The 14,867-nt window shown below is 41.2% G+C and carries 13 protein-coding genes and 2 pseudogenes; 3 read left to right on the top strand and 12 right to left on the bottom strand.

The window, feature by feature from the left end:
• Positions 1-129 precede the first annotated feature (129 nt).
• The 3 genes from ADI76_RS03930 (at position 130) to ADI76_RS03925 (ending at position 2,502) form a co-directional block, all read left to right on the top strand.
• Entirely contained in the window at positions 130-1,524 is a 1,395-nt protein-coding gene (locus ADI76_RS03930) for an MFS transporter (protein ID WP_049514848.1), read from the top strand.
• Complete coding sequence (locus ADI76_RS11790) at positions 1,511-1,633, top strand: hypothetical protein (protein WP_275043660.1); 123 nt, start codon at positions 1,511-1,513, stop codon at positions 1,631-1,633. Before ADI76_RS03930 ends, ADI76_RS11790 begins: the two co-directional genes overlap by 14 nt.
• A 173-nt stretch (positions 1,634-1,806) precedes the next feature.
• Positions 1,807-2,502, top strand: a complete 696-nt coding sequence (locus ADI76_RS03925) for a VIT1/CCC1 transporter family protein (protein WP_049514847.1) — start codon at positions 1,807-1,809, stop codon at positions 2,500-2,502.
• Between the two features lie 41 nt (positions 2,503-2,543).
• Here ADI76_RS03925 and ADI76_RS03920 read toward each other — a convergent pair whose 3' ends face one another.
• The 12 genes and pseudogenes from ADI76_RS03920 to ADI76_RS03865 form a co-directional block, all read right to left on the bottom strand.
• Positions 2,544-3,083 (bottom strand): NADPH-dependent FMN reductase, encoded by a 540-nt coding sequence (locus tag ADI76_RS03920; protein WP_049514846.1) that lies wholly within the window; start codon positions 3,081-3,083, stop codon positions 2,544-2,546.
• Positions 3,084-3,250: 167 nt separating this feature from the next.
• Positions 3,251-4,174 carry an L-lactate dehydrogenase gene (locus tag ADI76_RS03915; protein ID WP_049514845.1) on the bottom strand — a complete coding sequence of 308 codons (924 nt, stop codon included), beginning with the start codon at positions 4,172-4,174 and terminating at the stop codon, positions 3,251-3,253.
• 153 nt (positions 4,175-4,327) lie between these two features.
• Positions 4,328-4,600, bottom strand: a pseudogene (locus tag ADI76_RS03910) (hypothetical protein); the annotation flags it as partial.
• 2 nt (positions 4,601-4,602) lie between these two features.
• Positions 4,603-5,490: an Rpn family recombination-promoting nuclease/putative transposase gene (locus tag ADI76_RS03905; RefSeq protein ID WP_049514843.1), complete on the bottom strand. Its 888-nt coding sequence runs from the start codon at positions 5,488-5,490 to the stop codon at positions 4,603-4,605.
• Positions 5,491-5,628: 138 nt separating this feature from the next.
• Positions 5,629-5,889 (bottom strand): annotated as a pseudogene (locus tag ADI76_RS03900) (HigA family addiction module antitoxin); the annotation flags it as partial.
• The gene (locus ADI76_RS03895; RefSeq protein WP_049514841.1) at positions 5,870-6,931 is read right to left on the bottom strand and encodes a hypothetical protein; all 1,062 of its coding nucleotides are present in this window, start codon (positions 6,929-6,931) and stop codon (positions 5,870-5,872) included. The gene ADI76_RS03895 and the pseudogene ADI76_RS03900, both read right to left, overlap by 20 nt.
• 144 nt (positions 6,932-7,075) lie before the next feature.
• A complete protein-coding gene (locus tag ADI76_RS03890) occupies positions 7,076-7,690 on the bottom strand; it encodes a hypothetical protein (protein WP_049514840.1) in 615 nt (204 codons plus the stop codon).
• A gap of 49 nt (positions 7,691-7,739) precedes the next feature.
• Entirely contained in the window at positions 7,740-9,011 is a 1,272-nt protein-coding gene (locus tag ADI76_RS03885) for a restriction endonuclease subunit S (RefSeq protein ID WP_049514839.1), read from the bottom strand.
• Entirely contained in the window at positions 9,004-10,608 is a 1,605-nt protein-coding gene (locus tag ADI76_RS03880; protein ID WP_049514838.1) for an HsdM family class I SAM-dependent methyltransferase, read from the bottom strand. The genes ADI76_RS03885 and ADI76_RS03880 overlap by 8 nt, the downstream gene beginning before the upstream one ends.
• The gene (locus ADI76_RS03875; RefSeq protein ID WP_049514837.1) at positions 10,608-13,670 is read right to left on the bottom strand and encodes a type I restriction endonuclease; all 3,063 of its coding nucleotides are present in this window, start codon (positions 13,668-13,670) and stop codon (positions 10,608-10,610) included. Before ADI76_RS03875 ends, ADI76_RS03880 begins: the two co-directional genes overlap by 1 nt.
• Before the next feature lie 207 nt (positions 13,671-13,877).
• Positions 13,878-14,243 (bottom strand): TIGR02328 family protein, encoded by a 366-nt coding sequence (locus ADI76_RS03870; RefSeq protein WP_049514836.1) that lies wholly within the window; start codon positions 14,241-14,243, stop codon positions 13,878-13,880.
• A complete protein-coding gene (locus ADI76_RS03865; RefSeq protein WP_049514835.1) occupies positions 14,244-14,621 on the bottom strand; it encodes a YbgA family protein in 378 nt (125 codons plus the stop codon).
• Between the last annotated feature and the right edge of the window lie 246 nt (positions 14,622-14,867).

The following is a 14,867-nucleotide window of genomic DNA, read 5'->3' as shown; positions in this document are numbered from 1 at the left end:
CGATGGATCAGGTTACCGTTGGTCTTGCTATGCTCATAGCGATTGGAGCTGACGGAAAATCAGATCGTAACCATGATTTTTATACCATAGTCCATCTCTTTAGGAAGATTTAGGAGGAATCAGACACCGATGTCACAAGAAAAAATTTCAGCCAAGGTCCTATACGCTATTTTTGCAACAGGGATCCTTTCCTTTTGCGGGGTGGCTGGAGAAACTGCCATGAATATCACCTTCCCAATATTGATGAAGGAATTTGAGATCAATACCGCAACCGTCCAGTGGGTCACCACCATCTATCTTCTAGTGGTTGCCTGTGTGGTCCCCTTGTCTGCTTATCTCAAACGCTCTTTTAAAATGAAGTCCATCTTTTTAGTTGGAAATCTCCTATCTGTTTTAGGTGTTCTCATTGACTTCCTAGCTCCAAGTTTTGGCTTTGTGGTTTTGGGTCGATTGGTCCAAGGAATGGGGGTTGGTTTTGCCCTTCCTCTGATGTTTAATATCATTTTAGAGCAGGTCCCAAAACGCAAGATCGGTCTCATGATGGGAGTGGGTACCCTGATAACAGCCATCGCTCCCGCTATTGGGCCTACTGTCGGTGGTCTCTTGACGGCTAACTTCGGTTGGCGGTCCATCTTTTTGGTTCAATTCCCGATCCTTCTAGCTTCTCTGGTTGCAGGACTTCGCTCCATTAAACAAATCAGTACAGTCAAGCGAGAAAGGCTTGATATCATGAGTCTTCTCGCCATTATTGCTTTATTTTTAGGCTTGATTCTAGGCATTCACGGACTCTCTGACCATGCTTTCTTTAGTTTTTCTGTCCTTGGTTGGCTGGTGATCGGATTCTTGGGACTGGTTCTCTTAGTCTGGCGGTCCAATCAGTTAGAAACTCCCATTATCAACCTTGCCATCTTAAAGAACCATCTCCTCACTGGCCATGTTCTTGCCTTTTTCACCTTCCAATTAGGTTCTCTGGCCATGAGTTTCCTCTTGCCCAATTATGTCCAATTGGTCAACCACTCGAGCACCACGCTTGCAGCCTTGATGTTGCTTCCAGGAGCCATCATTGGAGCAGGTTTTGCTCCCTTCTCTGGTCTCATTCTAGATAAGTTGGGCGCTCGCAAACCGATTCTCCTTGGAGCTAGTTTGATACTTCTGGCTCATTTCTTCTTCACACTCTTTGGACTGAAGCTGACAAATGGCTTGATTCTCATCTTTTACATGATCTTCATGACCGGTATGGGGCTGGCCTTTGGCAATATCATGACAAACGGACAAAAACAACTCTCTCTGGAAGAGCAACCCGATGCGAACGCAATCTTTAATACTTTGCAACAATTTGCAGGTGCTGTTGGAACAACTCTGGCTTCCTTGATCGTTGCCATGAGCCAAGCCAATCAAAAGCTGGATTTCACCCAAGCCACAGCTAAAGGAAGTCGCAACGGTTTCATGGCCTTATTTGCCTTAGGTATTTTCCAACTCCTTCTCTTATTTTGGGTGGTAGGAAAAGATAATGAAAACAACTAATTTATCTCGTCAAAAAACAGCAGGAAGCCTGCTGTTTTTTGTTATCCTTTCCGCACTCGCGTTAGAATGCCATCAGGATCCTCAAAAATTATGCACTTCTGCTAAATAAACCTTGATAGGATAGGTGTATGTCAAATTCTCTCTCCATTTTGCTTGTAATGTCAAATTTTACAACTAAAAGGTTCCATTAAATTGTCTAACTTTTATCATTTGAGTTAAAATCCTTGATTTCTTTCTGTATTTTATTTATAATCATTCTAAATAAGGAAAAGGAGACATTGTATGACTGAAATAAAACATGGAGTAGATGAATCATTTAGCGATCGCTTGAATATTTTGAGAGCTGCGGTTCTAGGGGCCAATGATGGAATCATTTCTATCGCTGGAGTGGTGATCGGGGTGGCCAGTGCCACGCATAACATCTGGATCATTTTCTTATCTGGCTTGTCTGCAATTCTGGCCGGTGCCTTTTCGATGGCGGGAGGTGAGTATGTCTCTGTTTCCACACAAAAAGACACGGAAGAAGCCGCTGTTAACCGCGAACAAGCCTTGTTGGATCGCGATCCAAAGTTAGCGAGAGAATCTCTCTACCATGCTTTTCTTCAAAATGGAGAATGCGAAACTTCCGCAAAGATTTTGACAGAACGGGCCTTTCTGAAACACCCCCTCAAAGCCTTGGTCGAAGAGAAATACGGCATTGAATACGAAGAATTTACCAATCCTTGGCATGCAGCAGCATCTAGCTTCCTTGCTTTTTCTATTGGTTCCCTTCCTCCAATGCTCTCTATCATTCTCTTTCCAGCTAACTATCGCATTCCAGTGACAGTCTTCGTTGTTGGACTATCCTTGATCTTCACTGGCTATACCAGTGCGAAACTGGGAAAAGCACCTACCAAGCCAGCCATGCTTCGCAACCTGATCATTGGCCTTCTCACCATGGGTGTGACTTACTTCTTCGGACAATTGTTTAGTATTTAAAAAAAGCTGAGACTTCTGTCTCAACTTTTTTTATGCTTTTCTTATGCTTCTAATAAAGCTTGGGCTTGTTTTTCTAATCCTGCGATTGCTTCATCTGTCAAGACTAATTCACCTGTTGCCCAGGCTTCTGGGTTAACAGTTGTTCCTGTGAAGTCTCCCACTACTTGAGTACGAACGAATGGTAAGAGGGCTTGGTAAGCCGCAAACATTGGCTCGTGTCCTGCATTAGCGACTGAAGAGACGGTTACGATCTTGTCTTGGAGGGCAGATGGACCACGAGTTTCTGACAGGTCAAGGGCACGGCTAAGCCAGTCGATCAGGTTTTTCACTACACCTGGAATGGCAAAGTTGTAGACTGGTGAGAAGATCCAGATGGCATCCGCAGCAAGGACCGCATCACGTGCTGCTTGCACAGCTGGCAAGGTTGGCGTTTCCAAATCTTGGTTCATCATTGGGATGTCCTTGTAGTCCAAGTAAGTCACCGTTGCTTTTCCTTCAAGAAGGCTTTCTGCTTTCTGGGCCATTTGATGGTTGAAAGATCCTTGACGAAGGGATCCGACGATAAATAAAATGTTTTTCATAGTTGCTTTCTCTTTCTGTTGTAAGAACATTTGTTATATTAACTATTATACATGTCCTAGATGTAATGTCAAGAATTACAACTTGGATTTACTAAGCTTTATTAAATTCACTAAGCAAGGGCTAAGACAATTGAGAGGCTAGGACTTTTGTCCCAGCCTCCTCTCTTTTATGCATGCTCCAGTCCTTTTTTTGTGTTTTCCTTGATGGTTTCGGCTGAATGGAGTAATTTTTCTTTTTCTTCTTCTGTCAAATGTAAGTCCAATCGTTCAATAATTCCTTTTCGACCTACAATCGCTGGATAGCCAAGATAGGTTCCGTATTCTGGACGATAGTTAGAGACCGGCATTTCCTCGTGGCTATCATTGATCACAGCTTCTGCTAAGCGTTGGGCTGCTGCAGCAATTCCAAAATTGGTATAGAATTTGCCAAAAAAGACAGTATGACCACCACGCAAGGACTCGTAGTTGATGGCATCAAGCTCTTCTTGAGAGAAGAGATCGGTAATAGCGTGTCCTTTGACACGGACCTGACTCCAAGCAACAAATTGAGAATTTCCATGCTCACCAAGGTTATAGCCTGATACACTAGCAGGAGAAACCTGCAAACGATCGGCGACTGCACGCTTCATCCGAGCTGTATCCAGCAAGGTTCCTGTCCCAATCACCTGCTCTTTTGGAAGGCCGGTATATTGTTGATAGAGTTGAGTAACCGCATCGACCGGATTGGTCACTACCAATAAGACCCCGCTAAAGCCAGAAGCCTTCAAATCACGCGCTACTTGCACCACTTGCTTGCTAGTAAAAGGAAGCTCCGCAAAACGGTCATCTGTGTTATTAGCCTGCAACTCGATATTTCCAAGAGTCGACACCACGACATCCGCATCTTTTAAAGCCGCGTAGTCATTGACCGTGATATGAACCGGATACCCCGTATTGGCAACTGTGTCACAGAAATCCAAGGCATCTGCCTTGACCTTTTTCTCATTGGTATCAATCAAGACCAAGTGATCGCAGGTGTGTTTCAAAATCATGCTGTGGGCCAAGGTCGCACCCACATGCCCCAAACCAATAATACCAATTTTTCTTGTCATCAGAATCCTCTTTTCTAGTATCGATCACACTGTTGGTGAGGATAGCTCTTTGTTGACTCTATTCTACCACAATTCTAGAAAGGCAGATTGAAAAAATAGGAAAATTTTCAAGTTTTTTCAAAAAAGAAAAGAGGCGGTGCCTCCGTTAACGACTCAGGAAAGAAGAGTCTCAATTTCTTCAATGGACAAACCCGTCATCTCCGATATAAGATCAGGCAACATTCCTCGTGAAATCATCTCACATACCAACTGTTTACGTCCTTGTTCCAAGCCTTTTTCCAGCCCTTGCTCTAAGCCTTGTTCCAGCCCTTGTACTAAACCTTCTTCTCGCGCTTCGTCAATAGCCGTCTCCATGGTCATATCATAATTTTCTTGAATCCGAATCCGCTCGTCTATCATGGTCTTCTCCTCCTTGGTCCAGCTAGATCTTACGCTAACATAGATTTGATCTCTTCAATGGACAAACCCGTCATCTCCGAGATCAACTCAGGCGACATTCCTCGTGAGATCATTTTGCGGATTAACTGCAGACGTTCTTCATTACGACCTTGCTCCAGACCTTCTTCTCGCGCTTCGTCAATCGCCGTCTCCAGGGTCATATCATAATTTTCTTGAATACGAATACGCTCGTCTATCATGGTCTTCTCCTCCTTGGTCCAGCTAGATGAATCTAGTAATGAATCTGCGTGAGCAACGGCCTGACTGGGAGCTTTTGTAAAGGGAAGATTCCCAAAAAACTCCAACCACTGTCTGCCTGCATCTGTCAGGTTCTCATCTTTATTATACTTGTCTAGCTCTAAAAAGGCAACCTGCAGAAGATTTTGGTGCTTGCCATTTTTATAATAGGCCTTGAGTTGCTTGCCAGACCGGCTATTGGTCAGCCAGTATTTGTTGATGGCAGCCTCTTCGTCCAGTAAGAGCGACTTCTCTAAAATCGCAATCCCATAGACGGGCTCCATCTGCTCGTACATCTTATGTGTCTGTCCTTGCTGGCGCAGTTTTTGTACATTCTCCACCAGCTGATTGGCCAAATAGTAATGGAACCGATTCAAGAAATACTGCTGCTTACGAATCTGGATCTCGATGATCACCTCGGTTCCATCATGGAGCTTGGCTCTCACATCCACCGCAGTGGAGAACAAGTCATCCTCCTCATAGGCCATGCTGTGGGGCTGGCTTCCCTCCACAATCTGAGCGTCCTCTACATCCAGCTCCAAAATGTCTCGAATAAAGGCCGTCGTCACTTCCGGCAAACTAAAAATCTTCTTGGCCATGATGTCCAAGGTCGGCGATACATGCGCGTGTCTCTTTTGCATCCCTGCTCCTTTTCGATAAAAAATAGAGGGAAGGTCCCTCTACTTCTATAATTCGAAAAAAATTAGGAAAGTGACTACAAGACCATTACGAAACGAAGTAATAGTTCTCTATAACAATCATTCCCAAGGTACTGCCCCTTCTGCCACTTTCGTATCATAGGAAGTTTGTAAATTCAGCCATGTTTTCATCGAAATATTAGTCAATTCCGCTAACTTCTGAGCAATATCATTAGTAATCGACTCCTCACCATTCACTAATTTACTTATAGCCTTTGGTGATAGCCCCAACTTCTCCGCAAATTCTTTCTGGGTCATTTGATAATCTTCAATTAGCTCTCCAATATATTGACCTGGATGGAAAGCAATCAAATCAATATTTTCAACTATTGTCTTTCTCATCACATTTTCCTTTATACAAAATATTGGGATAATACTGTTCAACCTCTTCATACTCAAGAACTTCTATTGATTTTTCATCTAATAACTTATAGATATTTCCATGAAGCCCTGTTGGGTCAAGCGCATATAAATGATAATTTGGTCTAAAAACATGAACATATTGAGTCCTATGATCTTTCCTCTTAAACTTCACCAGCTTATTATTCTGATAAATCTCAAGGTCAAATTTTAAACTAGCAGTCTGATCAAGCGAGATGAAAAAACTCAATATTGGATTTTCTTTACTAATATGATTTTTGGTTTGTAAAGTGTACATTTTTTGATAGGGCTCTGAAATATTAAATACATTCTTTTCATTATTACTATCGACGCCTGCTGCTCCCATCGGCCTCGTAAGAAACTTTTTATTATCTTTATCGAAAGGTGCGGGATAAGAAATCAACCTCTTACTATTTTTATCAAACAATTGAAGTAATAAAGCCTGATTTTCACTGACAAGATCAAAATGTTTTAAAATTTGCTCTTTAGAAACTTTTACCATTATAATACGTTTAATTTCTCTAGGTTTAATTTTTATATACGGTATTTCTTCTGAAGATATTTCTTCGTATCGATTTTCGAACCACCATCCTTTAACATATTTCAACATAAACCCATCTATTTCAATGCTTTTATTCCCATTATTTATCGCAAAAATACTAAATATTTGTCTGTCGGGATTTAAGCCATATTGAAAGTTTAACTCATCAACAAAATAATCAAATATTACTTCTACATTTTTTAACTTAATCTGATTGATATTTAGATCTTTATCAGTTGAGAATTGAGTAGATACTTCAAAATTATCCCTAATAATTGAATTATCCGAACTATTTACTCCTCCACTTACTGCATTGCGAATTTGAATATTTTCAATTTTTGTAGTCTTAAATAATTGAAAAAATTTTTTTCGAAAGGGAGTTAGAAAAAAGGTAATCAAAAATGTTGAGATTAATGTCGCAATAACCGTCATAAAAATATTAGGCCATAAAATATTGTTCATTATTTCTCCTTTTTATCTTAGTAACTCATTTTTTGTATATAAACTAACTTGTTTAGTACGTTCTTTACCATGAGATATATTTTTTCATTCTTCTATCCAGGTAGCTTCCAGGTATTCCTTCATCTTGGATAAATAAAACTAATCTCACCACTTAATCACGTGTTGTTCAACATTACTATTAACCGATTCATCTATTTTAGAAATCTCAAGAATAATATCTCTATGTATTTCTTTTATTTTCTTAATCGCTATCCCTCTACTAAATACTGGGGAAATTATTTGTTCAGCAATAACAAATTGCACTTTTGAGATTAAAATTTCTTGATAATACTCATAATCTGCGTTAGGAGGGGTTAAAATGGGATTCCATACATTCCTATGATCTTTTAGATACAATTGATTTTGAATATTTTCATCAGACGTACGAAAATTTCCACCAAAACCATAATTCGTTTTACTTTTTCCCAAAACTAATATATTACAATGGTTCGGTTCATTTACCACTCTGTTACCTAGTAAAAGCCATAAGAATTCTAGATAATCTTCAGCACTTGGACAGTCATCTTTGTCAAAAATACCCTTTTTATTTAAAACATCTACAGCATTACCTGAACCAGTAAAACCTACCAATACATTTTGATTCACCTTGAACACTTTAGAGTATGTATCGCTTATAGTTTCACCTGAATCTTTACTAAGACGCGTATCTCCTGAAATAATTGCAAAATTTTTAAATACAGTTCCGATTACACAAGACAATATTCACTCAACTCCTTGATAGCATTTTATATATAATTTTTTAAACTCCCTACCGCTCCACTTTCACCTGCCCATTCATCAGCATTGGCAAGAGCCAATCGCGAAGTTTGGTTAGTTCTTGGTTTTGTTTTAATAATAATTGTGTTTTTTTATCTACCGAAGATGCGTAATCAAAAAATTGTTTCATTAAATCAATTGGTGGTTGTGCAATGTGATAGTTAGTAACAAAGGAATCAAACAATAAGTTTTTTATCCCACTTGTCTTGCCTTCCCAACTAAATAAAACACCATTGTCATATAGATTTTTCCATTCATATACAAAGTTATAGAAGGTTTCTTGTTCGTTTAGTGAAACTGCCTTGCAGAAATTTGAACAGATTAAAGGTAATTCAAATCGATTTAATACATTTTCACTGATACCTACTATACGCCCTGTAGATTGAGTGGGACTTCCCCCAGATATTTCAATAACAATATCAAAATCTGTCAACAGTTTATTTTTATTCTTTTCTAGGATGAAACGTGTTGGCATATCAATTTTTCCATTTCCTGACAAGCTATTTATATCAGCTCCACGAATACAATCAACCTTTAATTTATAATTTCCTTCACTAGTATCTTTCCCCCAATCTCCCGTTTTATTGTCTGAAATCCAGTTTGAAAATGTGGTCACTCCCCACCCTTCTGGAATTTCGCGTTTGAGTTCTGGGTTATAGACCATCTTTCCACCTGATGATTTGTAGGGTTTGCCATTCTGGTCTGGGAAATCAAACTGCACAAACCAGTAGTCATAGAGGGTCTTAGCCATGGCTTCTAACTCTTGGTTGATTTGGTTGTTGGTTTGGATTTTTTTATCTAAAGTACCCAAAATATCTGTTATTTGATTTTGTTGTTGGATTGAAGGAACATTTGGTATCTTAGTATCTCTTAAATTATCGTTATATAATCTTTTTATGGTACTTCCATTTGTGGTAATAAAAGGATTTGTTTGTAAAAAATAATACAGAAACTGATTTGTTACCTTTGATTCATCATTTTCTATCCATACTATATTAGAATCCTGAAAATAAGAATCTTCTCCATCAAATATTACTGTTTTCCCAATTGTTCCTGCAGCAGAAATTAAAATATCACCTTTTTTAGGATATGAATATTTTTCTTTGTATTCAAGATAAACCTTTTCATCAATATATACTGTCGGAGTACCACCAAACGTTGAGATTTTATAAAAAGGGATACCTGAAAATTCATTTGTCTGAGATTTCAATATTCTCTTACACATTGAGATTTTTCCAATCTCCCCTAGCCTTATACTACTCATACTTGATCTCCTTCATTTGCTCTTCAATCTCCTGCTCAAGTGCATGTGATTGCTGGAAGAGGTCTGAGAGTTTGCTTTGAAAGGCGGTCATCTTGGCTTCAAACTCTTCTGCTGTGATATCTACATAGTCAATCTTGATGTCAAAGTACTGACCTGCGCTGAGAGAGTAGTTTTTCTCCTTGATATCCTCATAAGAGACTGTGACAGAAAAGTCCTCGACGGCTTCTTTCTTGATAAAGGTCTCGACGATCTTCTGCTCTTCCTCAGGAGAGAGCACGGTCTTTTGGTTCTTGCCTTCCTTTACCTTGGTTCCTAGGTTTGAGGCATCGATGAGAACGACATCACCCTTATTTTTCTTATCGATAAAGAGGATGGAGACGTTGGTTCCTGTCGTCGCAAAGATATTAGACGGCATAGAGACAACACCTGCCAGCATTTGATTATCCACCAAGTGTTGACGGATGGCCTTATCAATCCCTGACTGGGCCGTGATAAAGCCTGTCGGCAAGACAACAGCCGCTTGACCATCTGGTTTCAAGGAGTAGATGATATGCTGAACAAAGAGCTCGTAAATCGCCATCTTGTCCTTAGACTTGGCCGGAACCTTTGGAACTCCTGCAAAGAATCGCTCGCTAGCTTCTGGCAAGGTCTCCACTTGGTCACGCCACTCTGAAAAGTCCAGTTTGAAAGGAGGATTAGAGACGATATAATCCATCTTTTCAGGATGACGGTTGGCAATGATGGTATTTCCCTGTACGATATTATGAATAGAGTGTTGAAGGCCATTCAAGATCAGATTAAGACGGAGGAGATTCGATGATTTTTGCGAGATGTCCTGACTATAGACAGTGGTCTTATCCACACCGATACGACTAGCCAAGTTCATAAGCAAGGTGCCCGAACCAGCTGAGGGGTCATAAATCCGCACGTTTTGAGGCTTATCATCCCCCACTAAGATATCCGCGATAATCTTAGCCACAGAGTGAGGCGTGTAGTACTCTGCATACTTACCACCACCGTCTTTGTTGTAGTCCTTGATCATGTACTCAAAGAGGGTAGAGAAAAAGTCAAAACCTTGTGAAAAAATAGTCTCATCAAACTTAACGCGAGCAAGAAGATTGATGATGGCCTTTGCGACCTCGTTGCGTTTACTACTATCTGAGATAGTATCGGTAATCAAACGCTCATCAAAGAGACGAATAGCCGTATCTCCATCCGTATGTACTGAGAAGATATCGTTATTGTCAATAGCGATTTGGTTGAGAGTATTTTCAAAAGTCTCGTAAAAAGTCGGCTCATTTTGCTGACGGTGGAGGGTTTCGATCAACTGGTCAGGCTTGAGCCAAGCCGTGCTGGTACCGATATCCTCCAAAAGCCAGTCATAGTCTTCCTCACTCATAGCCAGCAGGTTTTCATAGGTGTTGGACTCATCTAGAACCTTGGCTTGATACAAAAACTTGTCGTTTAAAAATTTGTAGAGGAAGGACTGGGTGAGGAGTTTGTACTCACCCGCTTCTCCTCCTAGTCCCGCATGGGTAAAGACGGCTTTTAAATCATCTACCAAGTCTTGGATTTGGACTTTGTATGTTTCATTCATTAGTGTTGGTATTCCTGTTCATATTCTTCAAATAGCGACTCGACAAGACGGTTGAAGTCTTCTCGTGTCAAGCTACTAGCAGTTTGGTTTGTTTTCATTTCGATCCGAGCTTCTTCTCGAATCATTTTTTTGAGGAAGTCATCGTTATCAAGCACCCCTTGGTTTTGACCGATTTTATGATCGAGTCTGACTTTAGAACCTTTAATAACATGGTAGATAGCAGGAAACTCACTGACCATGGTCGAGTTGGTCACATGTTTGTAGGAGCGAGCTGCCATTTGATCCCCATTAAAATTCATACTCAGGCGTCGCATACGAGACTTGTAATCTTCCACTGACTCAAACAAATCTTCATAGGCCTTTTGTGTCTCTTTTATGTTCTCCATGGTGTAGCCTTCTTGCCCATGGATCAAGTGTTTTTTCATAATACGTTGGAATTCTTCGTAAAGTGAAACCCACTCAGGGTCTTTCTCATCGCGCTGTCCTTTGATCCCTCCAGCGACACGACGACTCCAGTCATCCAAATCATTGGCCGCTAAACGGAGTTCTTCCTCAGCGATCTTGATAAAACTAAAGCTGGTTTGAGACATAGCTAGATTTAAGAGGGTACGACTAGAAAAATTGTCCGGCTGATCGATCAAGGACAGTGTCAGCATGCGTCTGGAGAGGATATTGAGTAAGGTTGCGATCTGTGCAATGTCAATCTGCTCGAGCAAGTGATGGTAGCCAAGGAGGCGAGCAATATTATAATACTGCTTGATGGACTCCAAGGCTTTCCGAAGATCAATTAACTGTTTTCTATCCTTGATATCATTAATAGCTTGCGAGAAGTATTCTAGATTATCTGTTGGATAGTCAATCAAGATTTGCTCAGTTTTGCTTAACTCATGAGAAATCTCATCTGCAGGTACAAATAGCGATCCAAAGACATCCTCCCCGTTTTCACCTGTCAGGTTCGTATCATATTCTTGGTTAAGCTCTTCTAGATAGGCACGATTGGTCTTGTCAAACTCTTTCGAGATATCCGCAAAGTCAATAACATAGCCAAAGAGGTAGTCCTTGTATGGACGATTGACACGAGTTAGAGTCTGCAAAAGGTTGTGAGACTTGATCTTGCGCCCTAGGTAGAGGCGCTTGAGTCGAGGGGCATCAAAACCTGTCAGGAGCATGGAGTAGACGATGACGAGGTCAATCTTGCCTTCCTTGTAGGCGTCCACCTTGTCCTTCTTCTCGACCTTGTCTCCCTCATCGTGTAGGATAAGAGCGGAGGTCAAGTTGGTCGAGCCAGCTTGACGACGTTCTTCTAATTGCTTTTCAAGCTCACGCGCTTGCTTGGATGAATCACAAACAATCATGCCACCGATGGTCTGGTCATCAAAGACCAGATCACGCGCACGATTAAAGTCTTCGATGATAAAGTCCAACATAGGCTCTACGTAATGCGGATGGGCAAAGATGTCTTCCTTAGATAGGTCGCCACGTTGAATTTCTTCGTTGATAGATCTAAGATTATCTTTATACGAAGTCTCGATATCTTCTCGCATCAAGCGTAGCGTAAAGCCGTCATCGATAGACTGGTTGTAGTAATATTTGTGGATATAATCTCCAAAGATATCACGTGTAGTCGCATGACTTTCCTTGGTCTTGCCATCTTTCTTATAGGTGATCAATGGCGTTCCAGTCAAGGCGATCTTAATGGCCTTGGTATCAGCCTGATAGAGATTTGGCAGGTAGGATCCTCGTTCATTGTATGATCGATGGGCTTCATCGATAAAGTAGACATTTTGACGATTGAGGTCATAGCCAGAGCGGTCAGTCAGGTCTGAATCATCCTTAAATTTCTGGATATTGACCACAGCGACATCATAGCCGTCTTGTTTTTGATTGAGTTCTTGTGGGTTATTGATGCGCTTAACCTTGAGTCCTCGTTTGGTGAATTCCTTAAATGCTTGGTCAGCCAAGTCCAAACGATCGACGACAAAGTAAAACTGAGGAACGATTCCCTCTTTTGAGAAATAGTTGGTTAGATAGCGGATATTGAAGAAAGCCAAGGCAGTCTTACCTGAACCTTGGGTATGCCAGATAACCCCCTTCTTAACACCTTTTGCGATCGTTTCTTCGATAGCACGTGTTGCAAAATACTGAGGATAACGCATGACGTGCTTCTGCAGTTGCATCTGTCCATCCTTGCTCTCTTCTTCGACATAGACCAGACCAAAACGAAGCATAAAGAGCAGACGTTCCTTCTGGTACAAGGAAGACAGGAAGGCATTGCAAGGTGTATCAGGGTTTAGGTTTGTTGTAAACTCTGGCTGAGATTTGAGAGCAAAACGCTTCATATCTTCTAGGACGAAGTCAATTTTCTCCTCTGTTAGAGGGTCAAATGAATGAAGAAAATCTTCTTCTCTTTCTTCCTTAAAGGCATTAAACTTGGTTTTTGAATAGGCGTTTGAACCGTAGTAAGAACCTTGTTTTTGTTGCCCTTGTCCACTGATGTAAGGCAGGTTATCAGATAGGGCAATCAACTGGGTGATATTATTAAAGCGACGGAACTTACGATTTTCAAAACGGTATCTGGTTCTGTCTTGTTCTGACTGAATCCCAGTCTTTCCATCACGGATAGCATTGGGCTGCTTCACTTCGATATAAGAAAGAGGTAGACCATTGATAAAAATAACAATATCTGGGCGGAATTCATCTTGCCCATTTTGGCAAGTAACCTCAAGCGCGAGATGAAAGGTGTTGGCTTCAGGATGTTCCCAATCAATATAGGTCGCACTTGTTTCTCCGATGATTCGTTTGTAAAAAGCCCGTCCCAGATCATTTTGGTCTAGTTCCAACTTGATATTACTTAGCTCTCGTTCAACATCCACATCTGTCGCATAATTATTGAACTTCAAAAATTGCTCTCTAAAAATAGATACCAGAATATTCGTCTCTGGCTCTCTTTCTTTTAACTCTTTTCCATTGTGCGGCAGGTATGTATAACCTAGGCGCATCAAGTGCAATGCTGCTGGGATTTGAACCCTCGTCAGTTCTGAAAACTCTTTTTCTCTTTTCATATCATCATCCTATTGAAGCTATGCTACTCCTATTGTACTTGATCTTTCAATCTCAAGTTCTGGAGTTGCTACTGCCTTCATCCGTCTATCCTTTTCCTGTGCATAATCTCCTATTATTATAGCATGTTTGGGAAAGAAATTAACGCTTTCAAAGCATTTTGTTGGTTTTTCGCGTAAAAAAACGAACCTGGTCTGGTTCGTTTTTTCTTAGTCTAAATGAATCCCTTTTTCTGCTAGATTGTCTAAGCATTCTTGTAGGTAAGTAGCCTGGTGTTCAGGATAGATAGGTGTGCTCAATGCTTCCTCTTCCAGCTCTGGATAAGCTGGGCAGGTCTTGCCTCGATAGGTCGGCTCCCACCACTCTGGGCTGACCTTGTAGCCACGAGCCGTCATCTCCTCCATAATCAGGCAGTGATAAGCATAGAGGCGATAGGGTGAGTAGTCAAAGACATAGTTGACAGTCGCGTGCTTCTTACCCCAGCCATTGCCTCGAAGGGCGCAGCATTCCCGGTGTTGGCCGAGAAGCTGGAGACGAGGGAGTTTGGGAATCAAATCTTGGTGCCACAGTCTCATTTATTGACCTCCTAATAGTGTCGACTCTTGCAAGTAGCGATTGGGGTAGCGCTCTAAGAGCGTTTGGATCCCCTTGATGAGATCCTCTTGGCTAGCTTGGCCATGCTGGTATTTCTCAAGTAGCAGCATGAAGTCTGCCTTTTCCTCAGGAGTCGCCTGCTTTTTGAAATAGCCCCAGATATGCTGAAAGGCATTAGAGACCTGGCCACGATTTTCTGGCAAGGCCAGCGCTTGCTGGATCAAGCCTTCGACGTGGCTGACCTCCACCTGGTCTTGCTTGAGGTATTCCCGGATCTCCTTGTAAATGTTGCTGGAATGGCTCAGCACCAGGTATTTATTTTTGGCCCATAGGACTTGGCAGTGACGTTTTTGATCCACTCGTGTCTCCTTTTGATTCTCTCTATCAATAGTCCTCCCATTATACCATGGAAATGAGTGAAGTTATAAAAAAGAGGCTGGGATAAAAGTCCTGGCCTCTCAATTGTCTTTAGATTGTCGAGCAAGACGCAGTGGTTGAGTGAGCTCTACTACGCTGATTTCATCAGCTTTTACAGCCCTACCCAACTGTGCGGAGGTGGGACGACGAAATCGAATTCTAACGAATTACCAATTTCTGTCCCACTC

The organism is Streptococcus parasanguinis (genome assembly GCF_001074805.1).
Classification (GTDB): Bacteria; Bacillota; Bacilli; order Lactobacillales; family Streptococcaceae; genus Streptococcus; species Streptococcus parasanguinis_A.
This window is presented reverse-complemented; position numbering and strand designations above follow the sequence as displayed.

What these genes read in the sequence shown, in the direction of transcription:
- ADI76_RS03930 (WP_049514848.1), top strand. Translation starts at nt 130, where the DNA reads ATGTCACAAGAAAAAATTTCAGCCAAGGTCCTATACGCTATTTTTGCA.
- ADI76_RS11790 (WP_275043660.1), top strand. Translation starts at nt 1,511, where the DNA reads ATGAAAACAACTAATTTATCTCGTCAAAAAACAGCAGGAAGCCTGCTG.
- ADI76_RS03925 (WP_049514847.1), top strand. Translation starts at nt 1,807, where the DNA reads ATGACTGAAATAAAACATGGAGTAGATGAATCATTTAGCGATCGCTTG.
- ADI76_RS03920 (WP_049514846.1), bottom strand. Translation starts at nt 3,083, where the DNA reads ATGAAAAACATTTTATTTATCGTCGGATCCCTTCGTCAAGGATCTTTC.
- ADI76_RS03915 (WP_049514845.1), bottom strand. Translation starts at nt 4,174, where the DNA reads ATGACAAGAAAAATTGGTATTATTGGTTTGGGGCATGTGGGTGCGACC.
- ADI76_RS03905 (WP_049514843.1), bottom strand. Translation starts at nt 5,490, where the DNA reads ATGCAAAAGAGACACGCGCATGTATCGCCGACCTTGGACATCATGGCC.
- ADI76_RS03895 (WP_049514841.1), bottom strand. Translation starts at nt 6,931, where the DNA reads ATGAACAATATTTTATGGCCTAATATTTTTATGACGGTTATTGCGACA.
- ADI76_RS03885 (WP_049514839.1), bottom strand. Translation starts at nt 9,011, where the DNA reads ATGAGTAGTATAAGGCTAGGGGAGATTGGAAAAATCTCAATGTGTAAG.
- ADI76_RS03880 (WP_049514838.1), bottom strand. Translation starts at nt 10,608, where the DNA reads ATGAATGAAACATACAAAGTCCAAATCCAAGACTTGGTAGATGATTTA.
- ADI76_RS03875 (WP_049514837.1), bottom strand. Translation starts at nt 13,670, where the DNA reads ATGAAAAGAGAAAAAGAGTTTTCAGAACTGACGAGGGTTCAAATCCCA.
- ADI76_RS03870 (WP_049514836.1), bottom strand. Translation starts at nt 14,243, where the DNA reads ATGAGACTGTGGCACCAAGATTTGATTCCCAAACTCCCTCGTCTCCAG.